This is a genomic window from Streptomyces sp. NPDC001443 (assembly GCF_053597355.1).
In genome coordinates, this window is sequence record NZ_JBSFIA010000001.1 from 378,326 (window position 1) to 394,685 (window position 16,360).

Here is a 16,360-nt window from a genome sequence, read left to right on the forward strand (position 1 = left end):
GGAGTTGTTCGATGTTCTTCCGTGGCCGCTCATTGAGCCGCCGCATGCCCAGATCGGCGGTCGTCGCGACAGTGCTCGGGCTCTCGCTCGCACTGTCCGCGTCGTCGGTCCAGGCATTGGCGCTCGACGACGGCGCCCGGGGCCGCACCAGCCGCCCCGGCGTCCAGGACGACGGGGATCCCGCCAAGGGGTCCGACGCGAGAGCGAAGTCCCGCCCCTCCGACCCGGCGCGCAAGGCCGCGGTCAAGGGGCTCGACAAGGCGGTGTGGCCCGAGCAGGGCGGCGCCGAGGTGAAGCTCGGCGCCACCGCGGCGGCCGGCGGTCTGCCGGTCAAGGTCACCGCGGCGAAGTCCGAGACCAAGGCCAGGGCGAAGGCCAGAGCGGCGCAGGCGGCCGACAAGGTCCGGGTCGACGTCCTCGATCCGAAGCGTGCCGCCCAGCTGGGTGCCGGTGTGCTGCTCGGCGTGCAGCGCGCCGACGGCGAAGGCGAATCCGCCAAGGTCCGTCTGACGGTGGACTACTCGGAGTTCGCGGAGGGCTTCGGCGGCTCCTACGCCTCGCGCCTGCGGCTGGTCCAGCTTCCGGCCTGTGCCACGGTCGCGATACCCGGCAGCAAGGCCTGCCCGGAGCAGCCCAAGGTGCTGCCGACGGTCAACGACGTGAAGACGGGCACGGTCTCGGCCGACGTGACCGCCGCCCCGGCCCCGGTCGAGGGCGCCTCCACGATGGCGGCCACCGCGACCTCCCTGGTCGCCCTCGCCGCCGGCCCGTCGAGCGCGCAGGGCACGTACAAGGCGACCGCGCTGTCCCCGTCGGCCAGTTGGAGCGTCGCCACGTCCTCCGGCGGGTTCAACTGGAACTACCCGCTGCGTACGGTGCCGACCCCGGGTGGCCTGGTGCCGACCGTGGGTCTGGGCTACTCGTCCCAGTCGGCGGACGGCCGCACCTCGGCGACGAACAACCAGGGTTCCTGGCTGGGTGAGGGCTTCTCCTACGACCCGGGTTACATCGAGCGCCGCTACAAGCCGTGCGCCGACGACGGCCACTCCGGTTCCGCCGAGCAGTGCTGGGCGTTCGACAACGCCACGATCATGCTCAACGGTTCGTCCGGCGAGCTGGTCAAGGACGACACCACCGGCGAGTGGCACATGTCGGCCGACGACGGCACCAAGGTCGAGAAGCTGACCGGTGCCACCAACGGCGACGACGGCGGCACCGGTGACAAGGGGGAGCACTGGAAGGTGACGACCCCCGAGGGCACGGAGTACTACTTCGGGCTGAACCGTCTGCCGGGCTGGGCGAGCGGCAACGAGGAGACCAACTCGGTCTGGACGGCGCCGGTCTTCGGCGACGACTCCGGTGAGCCCTGCTACAACGCGACCTTCACCAGCGCGTACTGCCAGCAGGCGTGGCGCTGGAGCCTGGACTACGTCAAGGACACCCACGGCAACGTGATGTCCTACTTCTACGACCGCGAGACGAACTACTACGCGCTCAACGGCAAGACGGACGTCAACGGCACCGCGTACCACCGCGGCGGCTACCTCAAGCGGATCGACTACGGCCAGCAGGACACCAAGGTCTACGCGGCCAAGGCCCCGGCCCGTGTCGTGTTCAACACGGCCGAGCGCTGCCTGCCCACCGCGGACTTCGACTGCGCGGAGAGCAAGCGCACCAAGGCGAATGCCGCCTACTGGCCTGACGTACCGGTCGACCAGGAGTGCAAGTCGGGCACGAAGTGCACCTCGCCGGTCACGACGTTCTTCACCACCAAGCGGCTGACGTCGGTCGTCACGCAGATGCGCAAGGACGCCACGACCTACCAGGACGTGGACGCCTGGACCTTCACGCATCTGTTCACCGACAACGGCGACGACTCCAAGACCCTGTGGCTGTCCAAGATCGAGAACGAGGGCCGGGTCGGTACGGCGGTCAAGCTGCCCACCGTGGACCTCTTCGGCGAGCAGCTCGCCAACCGGGTCGACGCGGTCGGCGACAACATCGCGCCGTTCTACCGCTTCCGTCTGTCGATGGTCCTCAGCGAGACCGGCGCCCAACTGGACGTCAACTACGCGCCCGCCGACTGCACCAAGGCCACACTGCCCAGGGCGGGCGAGTCGACCAAACGCTGCTACCCGGTGAAGTGGGCCCCGCCGGGTTACATCGATCCGATCACGGACTGGTTCCACAAGTACGTCGTTTCGGCGATCATCGAGACCGACCGCACCGGCGGCAGCGACAGCATGGTCACCCGCTACGACTACCAGGGCGACGCGGCCTGGCGTAAGGCGAAGCCGGACGGCATCACCGACGACAAGTACCTGACCTGGGGCGGCTGGCAGGGCTACGGCAAGGTCAAGGTCACCAGCGGCACCGCCGACAAGCAGACCACCCGCGTCGACCACACGTTCATGCAGGGCATGGACGGCGACAAGGACGCCGACGGCAAGACCCGCTCGGTGACGGTCAAGGACTCCACCGGCACCGAGTACACCGACGAGGAGGATTTCACCGGCCAGGAGCTGGAGACCGTCACCTACGACGGGGACAAGCTCGTCGGCAGGACGATCAACACGCCGTGGAAGTACTACACGGCCACCCAGACCAAGAGCTGGGGCACCACCCACGCGACGATCGTGCGCACCCAGACGGGCCGGGGCTTCAGCCTGAAGTCCGACGGCACCTGGAACGAGACGAAGTCCACGACGACGTACGACACCTCCAACGGCACCGGCCGGGTGCTGAACGTCGACGACCAGGGTGACGTCTCCACCACCAAGGACGACACCTGCACCCGCACCACGTACGCGGACAACACGGCGAAGAACATCCTCTCGCTGCCCGCGCGCAGCGAGGTCGTGTCGGTCAAGTGCGCCACCACGCCCGACCGCAAGTCTCAGGTTCTCGGCGACGAACGCACCTCGTACGACGGCGGAGCGTTCGGCGCGGCGCCCACGAAGGGTGACGCGACCAAGACCGAGCGTCTGGTTGCGCACGACGGCACCACGGCGACGTACCAGGTCACGGGCGCCACGACCTACGACGCTTTCGGCCGACCGCTGACGCAGAAGGACGCCAGGCAGTACGGGACCTCGGACCAGACGAAGAGCGCTTACACCGAGACCAACGGCCTGCTGACGAAGGCGACCGTCACCAACGCCCTCGGCCATGTCACTACAACGGACTACGCCCCGGCCTGGGGAATGTCCTCGGGCCAGACCGACCCCAACGGCAAGCGCACCGACCTGGCCTACGACGGCCTGGGCCGGCTGACCTCAGTCTGGCTGGCGGACCGGGCGAGCACACAGACGCCGAGCATCAAGTACTCCTACAACGTCCGCAAGGACAAGGTCACCTCGGTCAAGACGGAGAAGATCGAGAACGACGGCTCCTACGGCGCCGAGTACCAGCTCTATGACAGCATGCTGCGTGCCCGCCAGATCCAGACCGAGGGCCCGGACGGCACCCGTATGTCCGCCGACACCTGGTACGACGGCACGGGCAACGTGAAGAAGACCAACGCCACCTACAACGCGGCCGGCGTGGCCTCGGACGAGCTGTTGCTCGTGAGCAACGGCCAGGTCGGCCAGCAGAGCCTGTTCGAGTACGACGGTCTGGGCCGAGTCACCGCCCAGATCTTCGCGGTCAGCGGTGCCGAGCAGTGGCGCACCACGACCGCCTACGACGGTGAGATCACCCGCGTCGACCCGCCGACCGGTGGTGTGCCCACCACGACGATCACCGACGACCAGGGCAACGTCTCCGAGATCCGTCACCACCGCGGCGCCTCGCCGAACGCGGGCGTGCCGTACGACTCGACGAAGTACACCTACAACACGGCCGGTCTGCTGGAGACGGTCACCGACGCCAAGAACAACGTGTGGCGGTACGAATACGACCAGCTGGGCCGCCAGACCAAGTCGATCGACCCGGACGCCGGAACCTCGCGCACGGAGTACGACGAGCTGGACCGGCCGGTGGTCTCGTACGACGGGCGGAACAAGAAGACGTCCATGGTCTACGACAAGCTCGGGCGAGTCACCACGACCTGGCTGGGCGACGCCGACACGGGCACCAAGCTGACGGAGACGAAATACGACAAGGCGGGTTGGCTGGGACAGGCTTACGGTTTCCTGAGCTATGTCTCGCCGACCGAGTACTTCGCCACGGGCATCCAGTCGATGGACGAGTTCTACCGTCCGTTGAAGACCGGCTACCAGGTCCCGGTATCCCAGGGTTCCCTCGCCGGAACGTACGTTTTCACCTCCTCCTACAACCGGGACGGCACGCTCCAGAGCACCGGCCTGCCTGCCATCGCCGATCTGCCGGCGGAGGCGGTGACCTACACGTACGACACCTTGCAGCGTCCGAAGACGATGACGGGCAGCACCTCGTACGTCACCGACACCGTCTACGACAAGAACAGCCTCCTCAAGCAGCTGGAACTGTCGACGGGCGGAAGCGGCAAGAAGGTCTGGCAGACCTTCGGCTACGAGACGGGCACCGACCGGCTGACCCGCTCGGTGGTGGATGTCTACGGCGCGACCGCCCCGGTCAAGGAGTCGAACTACTCCTACGACCAGGCGGGCAACGTCCTGTCCATCGCGGACACCGCGAACTCGGCTTCGCCGGACGTGCAGTGCTTCGCCTACGACAGTCGGCAGCGACTCCAGGACGCCTGGACCCCGGCGGCCACCGCGACGGCCGCGGCGGGCTCCGGTACCCGTGGCTCCACTACGCCGGTGGGCGGCAGCGGCCCCACGGCCTGTGACTCCGCCGCCGGCGCGACCGCGCTTGGAGGTCCGTCCCCGTACTGGAAGTCGTACGAGACCGACGCCATCGGCAACCGTCTCACCGAGGTCAATCACGACACCGGCTTGAACGCGGCCAAGAACATCACCCGCAGCTACGAGTACGGCGGTGCGGGCGCCCTCGGCGACGGACCGCACCAAGTCACCAAGGTCACTGAGAACACCCCGACCGGGGACCGGCAGTCTACGTACGAGTACGACGACGCGGGCAACACCACCAAGCGCACGATCGGGGGTAATGCCCAGGTCTTGGCCTGGGACGACGCCAGTGCACTGGCCAAGGTCACCGAGGCCGGTGGTTCCGAGACGAGCTTCCTCTACGACGCCAATGGAAACCGAGTACAGCGCAAGGATCCGTCCGGCACCACTGTCTACCTGCCCGGCACGGAACTGAAGCTGTCGGCCGACGGCACCAAGACGGAAGCCACCCGCTACTACGAGTACGCCGGAGAGACCGTCGCGGTCCGTACCGCCGCGAAACTGTCCTTCATCGCCTCCGACCATCACGGCACGGGCGAACTGGCGATCGACTCCGCCACCGGGGCGATTTCCCAGCGGCGCTACGACCCCTTCGGCGTCGAGCGCGGTGAGAAGACCGGCGCCTGGCCGGGAGAGAAGGGCTATGTCGGAGGCACGATCGATGCCTCCACCGGCCTCACCCACCTGGGCGCGCGGGAGTACGACGCGACCATCGGCAAGTTCATCTCGGTCGACCCGCTCATTGACTACACCCAGCCACAGCAGATCAACGGCTACGCCTACGCCAACAACTCCCCGGTCACCCATGCCGACCCCAGCGGCATGATCGTCCCGGAGTGCCGAGAGGGCCTGATCGAGTGCCGTGGCGGCGTGCCCGTCACGAACACGGACCCGGACGTCGTCAAGGCACAGTCGGATCAGAGCAAGGCGTCCAGCGACGTGGCGGCAGCGGAGCAGCAGCAGGCGTCCGCCAGGCAGCGCATCAAGTCCGCAGGCAAGGCGCTGGTCAAGATCGCCCGGGACATTCTCGGGGTGGACGCCGCCCTGGACTGTATCTCCACCGGCGACCTGGGCTCCTGTGGCGAGACCCTGCTCAACATCGCCGGCTCCTTCGCGGGCGGTCTGGCGGGCAAGATCCTCGCCAAGTACGGCGCGCCGTGGAAGTGGGCCAAGGGCCTCAGGCTCGTCAAGCGGGTGACCGGCCTGGTCAAGGACCTGGTCGGCGGTGTCAAGGGCATGTGGAACGCGAGCAAGGCGGTGAGCAAGGCCAGAGCCGGCTTCACCAAGGCCGCGGAGAAACTGGCGGAGGCCAAGAAGAAGGCGGCGGCAGCACTCAAGAAGAAGGGGGGCGACGACGGCATCTCCTGCCCGATCGAGGGGAAGCACAGCTTCCTGCCCGGAACAAAGGTGCTGCTCGAAGGTGGCAAGACCAAGCCGATCGAACGGGTGAAGCTCGGCGACAAGCTCATCGTCACCGATCCGAAGACGGGCACGACGACAGTCCGCGAAGTCGTCGGGACGATCGTTACCGAAGACGACAAGCACTTTGTCGATCTCTCGGTCAAGGGCAAGTCGGGCAAGACCGAGTCTCTGGTCTCCACCACTACCCATCCTTTCTGGACGGAGTCCGAAAAGAGGTGGGTGGAGGCCGGTGACCTCAAGCCGGGCATGTCGCTGCACACTGCGGACGGGGGGTCGACGGAGATCACGGCGGTCCGGTCCTTCGACCGGCGTCAGCGAACGCACGACCTCACGATCTCGGACCTCCACACGTACTACGTCCTGGCAGGCCGCTTCCCGCTGCTCGTCCACAACTGTGGCGAACGGATCTATGAGGCGGGTGGCAAGCATGGCAGCGAAGCCCGTAGCAGCTCTCGCGGCGAGAACAGCGCTGAGCCGACCAATGGCCAGGATGCGCTCGACAACTCCGTGCAGATCAAGGAGACCTCGCCTCGACGGGTGGGAATCGACCGGACCAACGGCGATAGCGTGGTGCTCGACCGTACCCGCGAGGTCCCCTGCGGCTGCACAGTGGAGGGTGGCACCAACGAGGTCTTCCACGGTCACGTGAGAACGGACATCAACACGGATCCGAGTATGGCCAAGGCCAAGAGCGCACTACGCCGGGGGATCAAGAACGGAGATATCAAAACTGAGTAGGCACGACGACTCCGGGCAGTCGAATCCGACCGGTTCGACCGGGCCAGGCTCCTCCGCGTGGCGCGCGAGCCTGACGGCCGAAATCGAGGGGGGTGACGTCGTCCGGGCCACCCAGGCGTTGCTTGCCCTCACGTATGACGATCCGGACCGGGAAGCGGTCGAGGCGCTCCTCCTGGAGTGCCTCGACCCGGCAGGCCTCGCAGTCGATCCACAGGTGACGGCGTTGGCGGTGACCTGCGCGGGGCACATTGCCCGGCTCCACGGCGTCATCGGCCCCCGATTGGTCGCGCGCATACGGGAGCTGCTGCAAGACTCCGTGCTCGGTGGCCGGGCGGAGGACGCGATGGACGACATCGGCGCTTTCGCTCCCGACGCGCTGAGGTGCCGGACAGGGACCGACTGACCGAGAGTGACACCTTCCGGGGCCCGGTTTGACCCCTCAAGCCGGGCCCCGTAACCTTGACCGTCGGCATGTCGACTGACATGCCACATCCCCGTAAACCTCTTCCTCCCGGGCGCTTCGGTGGCCGGGAGAGGCCGCCCGTGTTCGTTCCCGGGTGGCTGGACTGCGGGGGTGCCGTTCCCGAGCGAGAGAGTGAGATCCGCGTGTACGCCATCGTGCGCAGCGGTGGCCGCCAGCACAAGGTTGCTGTCGGTGACATCGTTGAGGTTGACAAGATTTCCACTGCCAAGGTTGGCGACACGGTCGAGCTCTCGACCCTGCTCGTTGTCGACGGCGACGCTGTGACCAGCGACCCGTGGGTGCTGGCCGGCATCAAGGTCCAGGCCGAGGTCGTGGACCACCACAAGGGTGTGAAGATCGACATCCTTCGCTACAAGAACAAGACCGGCTACCGCCGTCGTCAGGGCCACCGCCAGCAGTACACGGCGATCAAGGTCACTGAGATCCCCGCGGCTGCGAAGTAAGGGACTGAGGAGACATGGCACACAAGAAGGGCGCATCGTCCACCCGGAACGGTCGCGACTCCAATGCCCAGCGGCTCGGCGTGAAGCGCTTCGGCGGTCAGGTCGTCAACGCTGGTGAGATCCTGGTCCGCCAGCGCGGCACCCACTTCCACCCGGGCTCCGGCGTCGGCCGTGGCGGCGACGACACGCTGTTCGCGCTCCAGCCCGGTGCGGTGGAGTTCGGCACGTTCCGCGGCCGCAAGGTCGTGAACATCGTTCCGGTCGCCTGATCGGAAGCTTTCGCGAGGCGGACCTCACTTCCCGTTCGGGAAGGCGGGTCCGCCTTTCGCGTGTTACGCAGGAGAGAGACCGGCAGCGCACAGGCCGGCGGCAAGAAGACCGTACGCAAGACTTAAGTGCTGGAGGCACCCCACCATGACCACCTTCGTGGACCGCGTCGAACTGCACGTCGCCGCGGGTAACGGAGGCCACGGCTGTGCCTCCGTGCACCGGGAGAAGTTCAAGCCGCTCGGCGGCCCGGACGGCGGCAACGGCGGACGCGGCGGGGATGTCATCCTCACCGTCGACCAGTCCGTGACCACCCTTCTCGAGTACCACCACTCCCCGCACCGCAAGGCCACCAACGGCAAGCCCGGCGAGGGCGGCAACCGCTCCGGCAAGGACGGCCAGGACCTGGTCCTGCCGGTGCCGGACGGCACGGTCGTCCTGGACGCGGCGGGCAACGTCCTCGCGGACCTGGTCGGACACGGGACCTCCTACGTCGCCGCCCAGGGCGGCCGCGGCGGCCTCGGCAACGCGGCGCTCGCCTCCGCCCGCCGCAAGGCGCCAGGCTTCGCGCTGCTGGGGGAGCCCGGCGACCTCGGGGACATCGTCCTGGAGCTGAAGACCGTCGCCGACGTGGCGCTGGTCGGCTACCCGAGCGCGGGCAAGTCCTCGCTGATCTCCGTGCTGAGCGCCGCCAAGCCGAAGATCGCCGACTACCCGTTCACCACCCTCGTCCCGAACCTGGGCGTCGTGACCGCCGGCTCGACCGTCTACACGATCGCGGACGTCCCGGGTCTCATCCCCGGCGCCAGCCAGGGCAAGGGGCTCGGCCTGGAGTTCCTGCGCCACGTGGAGCGGTGCAGCGTGCTCGTGCACGTGCTGGACACGGCCACGCTGGAGTCCGAGCGCGACCCGGTCACCGACCTCGACATCATCGAGGAGGAGCTGCGCCAGTACGGCGGGCTGGACAACCGTCCGCGCATCGTCGTCCTGAACAAGATCGACGTGCCGGACGGCAAGGACCTCGCCGAGATGGTGCGGCCGGATCTCGAAGCGCGCGGTTACCGCGTCTTCGAGGCGTCCGCGGTGGCGCACATGGGCCTGAAGGAGCTGTCCTTCGCGCTCGCCGACCTGGTGGCGAAGGCGCGGGCCGCCCGGCCGAAGGAGGAGGCCACGCGGATCGTCATCCGGCCGAAGGCCGTCGACGACGCCGGCTTCACCGTCACCCTGGAGGAGGACGGCCTGTTCCGCGTGCGCGGCGAGAAGCCCGAGCGCTGGGTGCGCCAGACCGACTTCAACAACGACGAGGCCGTGGGCTACCTCGCCGACCGGCTCAACCGCCTCGGCGTGGAGACGGAACTGATGAAGGCGGGCGCCCGCGCCGGCGACGGCGTCGCGATCGGCCCCGAGGACAACGCGGTCGTCTTCGACTGGGAGCCGTCGGTCACCGCGGGCGCGGAGATGCTCGGCCGACGCGGTGAGGACCACCGCTTCGAGGCGCCGAGGCCCGCGGCCCAGCGCCGCCGGGACCGGGACGCGGAGCGCGACGAGGCCTCCCGCGAGTACGACGACTTCGAGCCCTTCTAGGTCCTCTTCCGGGGCCCGCCCGAGCCCTCGCGCAGCCCGCCCGGGTTCCCACGGAGCCCGGGCGGCGTTCTTCCCGGGCTCTCGCGAAGTTCTCACGGTGCCGTTCCGGACCCCGTCCGGGACGGCACCGTCATGAGGTGACATCTCTGCCCGGACTGTCCACCCGCAGTCCCCGGGACCCGTTGCGGCAAGGGCGCGTTCGTCCCGCCTTCGCCACCCGGCAACGGGTCCCTTCCTGTCCGTCCGCTTGTCATGCACGCGAGATCCGTTGTTCAGCGGACCGACCGGCCGCCCGTGGGAGCTTGCGAACGACCAAGAGGCCAGCGAGGCAGGGGAGTTCGCCCCATGACCCCAGTGACCGGACCCGAATCGCCCGACCGCCGCCGCCTGTTGACCACCGGTGCCGCCGTGCTCGGCGCCGCCACCACCCAGCTGTGGCTGCCCGCCACCGCCAGTGCCGCCCAACCCAAGCTGCCCGCAGGGGTGTTCAGCCTCGGAGTCGCCTCCGGGGACCCGCTGCCCGACGGCATCGTGCTGTGGACCAGGCTCGCCCCCGACCCGCTGCACGGCGGCGGTATGCCGGCCCGAACCGTGCCGGTGCAGTGGGAGATCTCCGAGGACCCGCGTTTCGTCACGGGTGTGCGCCGGGGCACCGCGCAGGCGCGGCCCGCGTACGGGCACAGCGTTCACGTCGATGTACGGGGGTTACGCCCGGACCGTGCGTACTGGTACCGCTTCCGCGCCGACGGCCAGATCTCGCCCCGTGGCCGCACCCGCACCGCGCCCGACGCGACCGGCCGCGGCCCGCTGCGGGTGGCGCTCGCCTCCTGCCAGAACTGGCAGCAGGGCTACTTCACGCCGTACGCCGACATGCGGGCGCAGGATCCGGACGTCGTCGTCTTCGTCGGCGACTACATCTACGAGTCCCCGCCGTCCGCCACGGGCGTACGCCGGCACGAGGGCGCGGGGGAGCCGCACACCCTGGTGCAGTACCGCAACCGCCACGCCCAGTACCGCAGGGACCCCGACCTGCGGGCGATGCACGCGGCCGCCCCCTGGGTGGTCACCTTCGACGACCACGAGGTCGACAACGACTTCGCCGGGCAGGTCCCGCAGGACCCCGACAAGCAGTCGCACACCGCGTTCGTCGCCCGGCTGACCGCGGCCTACCAGGCGTACTACGAGCACATGCCGGTACGGGCGGGCGCGGTCCCGAACGGCCCGCACATCCGGATGCACCGCCGGCTGGACTTCGGGCGCCTGGCCCGGCTCAACGTGCTGGACACCCGGCAGTTCCGCAGCGACCAGGCGACCGGTCAGGCGGGCGCCCGCAGCCCGTCGCGCACCATGCTCGGCGCCGCCCAGAAGAAGTGGCTCCTCGACGGGCTGCACGGCTCCCCGGCGAGCTGGAACCTCGTCGCCTCGCAGATCATGATGGCCGAGACCGATCTGCTGATCGGCGCGGGCAAGCAGTGGTACTACGACGCCTGGGACGGCTACCAGACCGAACGCAACGCGCTGCTCGCCGAGTTCGCGGCCGTACGCAATCCGGTCGTGCTCAGCGGCGACCGGCACGTCACGATGATCAGCGATCTGAAGCGGAACTTCGCCGATCCGCGCTCGGCCGTCGTGGGCGCCGAGTTCGTCGGCACCTCGATCTCCAGCGGCGGCGACCAGGACCAGGCCGCTTTCCACGCCTTCATGGATCCCCGCAAACCGGACAACCCGCACTGGAAGCTGGTCGACGCGCACCGCGGGTACCACCTCTTCGACATCCGTCGCGACCGCATCGACGCGCAGGTCAGGGTGGTCGACACGGTCCTGCGGACGAGGGCGGGGGCGAGGACGCTGGCCCGCCTGCGGGTCGAGGACGGCAGGCCGGGCGTGCGGCTCGTGTGAGCCGCCCGACACGGCGGCTCCCGGCCTTCTCCGCAGGCCGGGGCCGGTGCGCGAGGAGCCTGGGACTCATCCGAGTCCCAGGCTCCTCTCAGCATGAACTCAGGAACTTCCCCTACCGTCCGTTGACCATGGAGACGCACCGCATGGAGACGGACTGTACGAGAGACGGCATCCCGGTGAACGCCGGCGCGGCCGTCGGGGACCGGGATGCCGCACAATCCCGATAAGGAATTCAGCGGCCTTCGGCTGCCCGGTGAACCGTATTCGAGACTTGTCCGCAACAGCGCCGTCACGCATATGAAGAACATGTGCGGCCCGGCATCGCGGGACGTGCGGACCGACGCGGGAACGGCGGGGCGCGACGGGCCGCAGGGGTTCGTGTGACCGGTGATCCGCGGTGACGGGTGTCCGCCGGTCGGCGCGCCCGTGAAGTGCGCTTCCGCAGCTCGGACGGCACCCGCGCACCAGGTGTCGTGGATGGTGCTCGTGCGGGTACCAGGACACCGTCGCCCCGAGCGGCCGCGGTGACGCCGGGGCCTCGCCGCCGCCGTTCTCGGGCAGGTTCGACTCCCTGTGGAGTTACTCACAGCAAATGTCCGTGAGGAAGCGTGGAAGGTCTTGCCGTGACTTGGCTATCACCATCGGTGCGAGATGAATGACAGGTTGCGCGCACATATGCGTTGGAGGTCACTCACCTTGCACAGCGGTAACCAGAAGTGGGACCCTTTCGAAGTTCCCTGTCGCCCCAAGGTAGGTCACCTGTGTTCCAGCACATAGCCAAGCCCCGTACCACCGCAGTGATCCTGGCCGGTGGCACCGGCCAGCGGGTGGGTCTGTCGATCCCCAAGCAGCTGCTGAAGATCGCCGGCAAGGCAGTCATCGAGCACACCCTGACCACCTTCGAGGAAGCCGACTCCATCGACGACGTCATCGTGCTGATGGCGCCCGGCTACGTGCCGGACGTGGAGAAGATCGTCGCCAAGGCCGGTCTCAAGAAGGTCTCCAGGATCATCGAGGGCGGCGCGACGCGGAACGAGACCACCGAGCGGGCCATCGCCGCCCTCGGCGAGGGCCTGGCCGAGGGCGAGGACGCCAACGTCCTCTTCCACGACGCCGTGCGGCCGTTGCTGTCGCAGCGCGTCATCGACGACTGCGTGGCGGCGCTGGAGCGCTACCAGGCCGTCGACGTCGCCATCCCGTCCGCGGACACCATCATCGTCACGCGCACGCACGGCGAGGACGGCGAGTTCATCACCGAGATCCCGGACCGCTCCCGGCTGCGCCGCGGCCAGACGCCGCAGGCCTTCAAGCTGTCCACCATCCGCCGGGCCTACGAGATCGCGTCCGGCGACCCCAACTTCCAGGCCACCGACGACTGCTCCGTCGTGCTCAGGTACCTGCCCGACGTGCCGATCCACGTGGTCGCGGGTGACGAGTACAACATGAAGGTGACCCAGCCGGTCGACGTCTTCATCGCCGACAAGCTGTTCCAGCTCGGCTCCACCGCCGCCCCGGAGCAGAAGGGCGAGGCCGCCTACCGCGAGCTCCTCACCGGCCGCACGGTCGTCATCTTCGGCGGCTCCTACGGCATCGGCAAGGACATCGCGGAACTCGCCGAGTCCTACGGCGCGCACGTGTACGCGCTGGGCCGTTCCACCACCGGCACCCACGTGGAGAACCCGGAGGAGGTCGACGACGCGCTGTCCAAGGCGTACGCCGAGACCGGGCGCATCGACTACGTCGTCAACACCGCCGGCGTGCTGCGCATCGGCAAGCTGGCCGAGACCGACAACGCCACCATCGAGGAGGCGCTGAAGGTCAACTACCTGGCGCCGGTGCAGATCGCCCGCTCCGCGTACAAGTACCTCGCCGAGACCAAGGGCCAGTTGCTGCTGTACACCTCCAGCAGCTACACCCGCGGCCGCGCCGAGTACAGCCTGTACTCCTCCACCAAGGCCGCCATGGTGAACCTCACCCAGGCCCTGGCCGACGAGTGGGCCGGCGACAGCATCCGCGTCAACTGCGTCAACCCGGAGCGCACCGCCACCCCGATGCGCACCAAGGCCTTCGGACAGGAGCCCGCGGGCAGCCTGCTCTCCTCCGAAGCGGTGGCCCGCACCTCGCTCGACGTGCTGCTCTCCGAGCTGACCGGACACGTGATCGACGTCCGCCAGCAGGACCCGACGGCACCGGCCGGCAAGGCCTCCGGCTTCGAGCAGGCGCTGGCCAGTGTCCTGGACCGCCAGGACGGCGTGGCATAATCAGCGGCAATTAGCCTTCAGACATTCAGGCCTCTGTGATTGCCAGTTCACCCGGCATTCGCAGAGGCCTGAGTCCTTAAGGACTACAAAGACTTCACAAGGTGATTTTCCGGCATATTCCGGACTTTGATTTCGCCCAGACAACCAGCACCCCTCCCAGAGCAGGTTCCTCCGTGATATCCACAGCTATTCGCGTCGCCCGGGTGGGCAGCGTGGCCGAGCTGGCCGCGGCGGCCCTCATGATGCTGGGCTTCCCCTGCCTCATGCTGGCCGCGCTCGTCCCGAGCGTCCCCGCCTTCGCGGCCACGGCCGCGGTGACCTACCTGGCGGACCACTATCTGCACCGCAAGGACAGCTACCTGGTCAACCGCCTGAGCAAGGTACGGGCCGGTCTGTCGACCCGCTTCCTGATCCGCGAGCTGCTCCTGGTCCTGCTGCTCGCCCGCCTGGACCTCGGGGAAGACCTGGTCTTCTACGGCGCCATCGGCTGCTTCATCGCCTTCTACGGGCTCCAGGCCCCGCAGGGCGTGCTGGCCACCCTGATCGACAACCGCCGCCGGATGCCGGTCGACACCCGCAACGTCGACCTGGCCTCCCGCATCCGCATCCCGGACGCGCCGCCGCGCCGCCTGCTGAGCCGCTCCGCCGAGAAGATGTTCCACCTCGACATCGTGGCCGTCGCCGGTCTGCTGGTCTCCGCGGCCACCGGCCGGACCCTGCCCGGCGCCGTCGGCATGGGCGTCACGCTGGTCCTGGGCGCGCTCTACGTCCTCGCGCTCCTGCCCCACCTGCGCGGCAGGCGGATCCCGCCGAAGGCCGACAAGGTGCTGGGCGCGGTCAGCGCCTGGCTGCGCGAGTACCGCCCGGAGACGGTGCTGTACTTCTCCGGCTCCAAGGACTCCGCCTACCAGGTCAACATGTGGCTGGAGACGATGGAGCAGCTGGACACCCGGCCGCTGATCCTCCTGCGTGAGCACGCCGTCATGGAGAAGCTGCTGCCCACCACGGTCCCCGTCATCTGCGTGCCCGGAGGGGTGCACCTGATGAACCTGGACCTGTCGACCGTACGCGTCACGCTCTACGCGGCGAACGTCGGCAAGAACATCCACATGCTGCGCGTCCCCACCATGAAGCACGTCTTCATCGGACACGGCGACAGCGACAAGCTCGCCAGCGTGAACCCGTTCAGCAAGGTCTACGACGAGGTGTGGACCGCGGGCCGCGCGGGCCGCGACCGCTACGCCATCGCCGACGTCGGTGTCCGCGACGAGGACATCGTCGAGGTCGGGCGCCCGCAGCTGGCCCCGATCCGCACCGCCGAGGGCGCGCCGGCCGACGGCCGCATCCCGACCGTCCTGTACGCGCCGACCTGGGAGGGCTGGGACGACAACCCCGGCAACACCTCCATCCTGCTGGCCGGCGAGAACATCGTGAAGAAGCTCGTCGCGGCCGACCCCCCGGTCCGCGTCCTGTACAAGCCGCACCCCTTCACCGGAACCCGCAGCGCCAAGGCCGGCGCCGCGCACCGGCGCATCACCGCGCTGGTCCAGAAGGCGGCCGCCGACCGTGCCGCCGACCCGCGGTTCGCGGGCGACGCGGCCGCCCAGGCCGCGGCGAAGGCCGAGCTGGCCCGCATCACCGCCAGGCTCGCCGAGCTGACCGGGCCCGGCAGCGAGCGGGGCGACGCGGCGGAGGCCGCCCGCGACGGCCTGGTCGACCTCAGGAAGCACGAGGAGGTCGCCCGGCTGCACGCCGAGTGGAACGACGCCTACTGGCGCTCCTTCGGCACGGCCGAGCACCGGGTCGTCACGGGCGCCGAGCCGCGCCTGTACGACTGCTTCAACGTCTCCGACGCGATGGTCTCCGACATCTCCAGCGTGGTCTCCGACTTCATCGCCAGCGGCAAGCCGTACGCGGTGACGGACTCCGCAGGTCTGGGCGCGGAGGAGTTCAAGCGGCAGAACACCGCGGTACGCGCCGCGGTGATCCTCTCCAACGACGCGGACCGGCTCGGCGAGCTGCTGGACGCCGTGCGCGACCCGGCCGCGGACCCGCTGGCCGCGGAGCGGGGCGAGCTCAAGCGGTACCTGCTCGGACCGGACGAGCCGACGTCCATCGAGCAGTTCAACACCGCGGTGGCCGACCTCGCGCTGAAGGCCGAGGCCCGCAACGCCGGTCAGCGCTCGCACGCGGCACTCGACCAGGCGGTGCAGGCGAGGACCGTACCCGCACAGCGGGTCGCGACGGCCGGCGAGACGGACGGCGTGGCGGCGGCCGGCTGACCGCCCCCGCACCAGGAACGGCGCGGCCCCCGGAGAGTCTCCGGGGGCCGCGCCGTTTTTTACCGACGCTCTTACCGTCCCGGTATAACCTGATTCCTCGACGGCAGTTCTGTGAAGTGGATCACAGACGCGACGGAGCGAGACAACCGCTTGCCGAAACCGCCCGTCTACCAAGTAGCCGTTCGGCTGA

8 protein-coding genes are annotated in these 16,360 nt (G+C 68.8%); all 8 read left to right on the plus strand.

From position 1 onward, the window contains the following. Positions 1 to 44 precede the first annotated feature (44 nt). The 8 genes from ACWC24_RS01610 (at position 45) to ACWC24_RS01645 (ending at position 16,170) form a co-directional block, all read left to right on the plus strand. Positions 45 to 6,950, plus strand: a complete 6,906-nt coding sequence (locus ACWC24_RS01610) for an RHS repeat-associated core domain-containing protein (protein WP_450660804.1) — start codon at positions 45 to 47, stop codon at positions 6,948 to 6,950. 118 nt (positions 6,951 to 7,068) lie between these two features. Beyond that, the gene (locus ACWC24_RS01615) at positions 7,069 to 7,353 is read left to right on the plus strand and encodes a hypothetical protein (protein ID WP_450660805.1); all 285 of its coding nucleotides are present in this window, start codon (positions 7,069 to 7,071) and stop codon (positions 7,351 to 7,353) included. A 203-nt stretch (positions 7,354 to 7,556) separates the two neighbouring features. Next, positions 7,557 to 7,877 carry a 50S ribosomal protein L21 gene (rplU, locus tag ACWC24_RS01620; RefSeq protein ID WP_007381993.1) on the plus strand — a complete coding sequence of 107 codons (321 nt, stop codon included), beginning with the start codon at positions 7,557 to 7,559 and terminating at the stop codon, positions 7,875 to 7,877. A 14-nt stretch (positions 7,878 to 7,891) separates the two neighbouring features. Beyond that, positions 7,892 to 8,146, plus strand: coding sequence for a 50S ribosomal protein L27 (gene rpmA / locus ACWC24_RS01625; RefSeq protein ID WP_040253648.1), 255 nt, complete (start codon positions 7,892 to 7,894; stop codon positions 8,144 to 8,146). A gap of 145 nt (positions 8,147 to 8,291) precedes the next feature. Next, positions 8,292 to 9,728: a GTPase ObgE gene (gene obgE / locus ACWC24_RS01630; protein WP_450660806.1), complete on the plus strand. Its 1,437-nt coding sequence runs from the start codon at positions 8,292 to 8,294 to the stop codon at positions 9,726 to 9,728. A gap of 345 nt (positions 9,729 to 10,073) precedes the next feature. Continuing rightward, a complete protein-coding gene (locus ACWC24_RS01635; RefSeq protein ID WP_450660807.1) occupies positions 10,074 to 11,627 on the plus strand; it encodes an alkaline phosphatase D family protein in 1,554 nt (517 codons plus the stop codon). A gap of 761 nt (positions 11,628 to 12,388) precedes the next feature. After that, entirely contained in the window at positions 12,389 to 13,888 is a 1,500-nt protein-coding gene (locus tag ACWC24_RS01640) for a D-ribitol-5-phosphate cytidylyltransferase (protein WP_450660808.1), read from the plus strand. Between the two features lie 173 nt (positions 13,889 to 14,061). Next, positions 14,062 to 16,170: a hypothetical protein gene (locus ACWC24_RS01645; RefSeq protein WP_450660809.1), complete on the plus strand. Its 2,109-nt coding sequence runs from the start codon at positions 14,062 to 14,064 to the stop codon at positions 16,168 to 16,170. Positions 16,171 to 16,360: the final 190 nt, after the last annotated feature.

What these genes read in the sequence shown, in the direction of transcription:
- ACWC24_RS01635 (WP_450660807.1), top strand. Translation starts at nt 10,074, where the DNA reads ATGACCCCAGTGACCGGACCCGAATCGCCCGACCGCCGCCGCCTGTTG.
- obgE (WP_450660806.1), top strand. Translation starts at nt 8,292, where the DNA reads ATGACCACCTTCGTGGACCGCGTCGAACTGCACGTCGCCGCGGGTAAC.
- ACWC24_RS01610 (WP_450660804.1), top strand. Translation starts at nt 45, where the DNA reads ATGCCCAGATCGGCGGTCGTCGCGACAGTGCTCGGGCTCTCGCTCGCA.
- rpmA (WP_040253648.1), top strand. Translation starts at nt 7,892, where the DNA reads ATGGCACACAAGAAGGGCGCATCGTCCACCCGGAACGGTCGCGACTCC.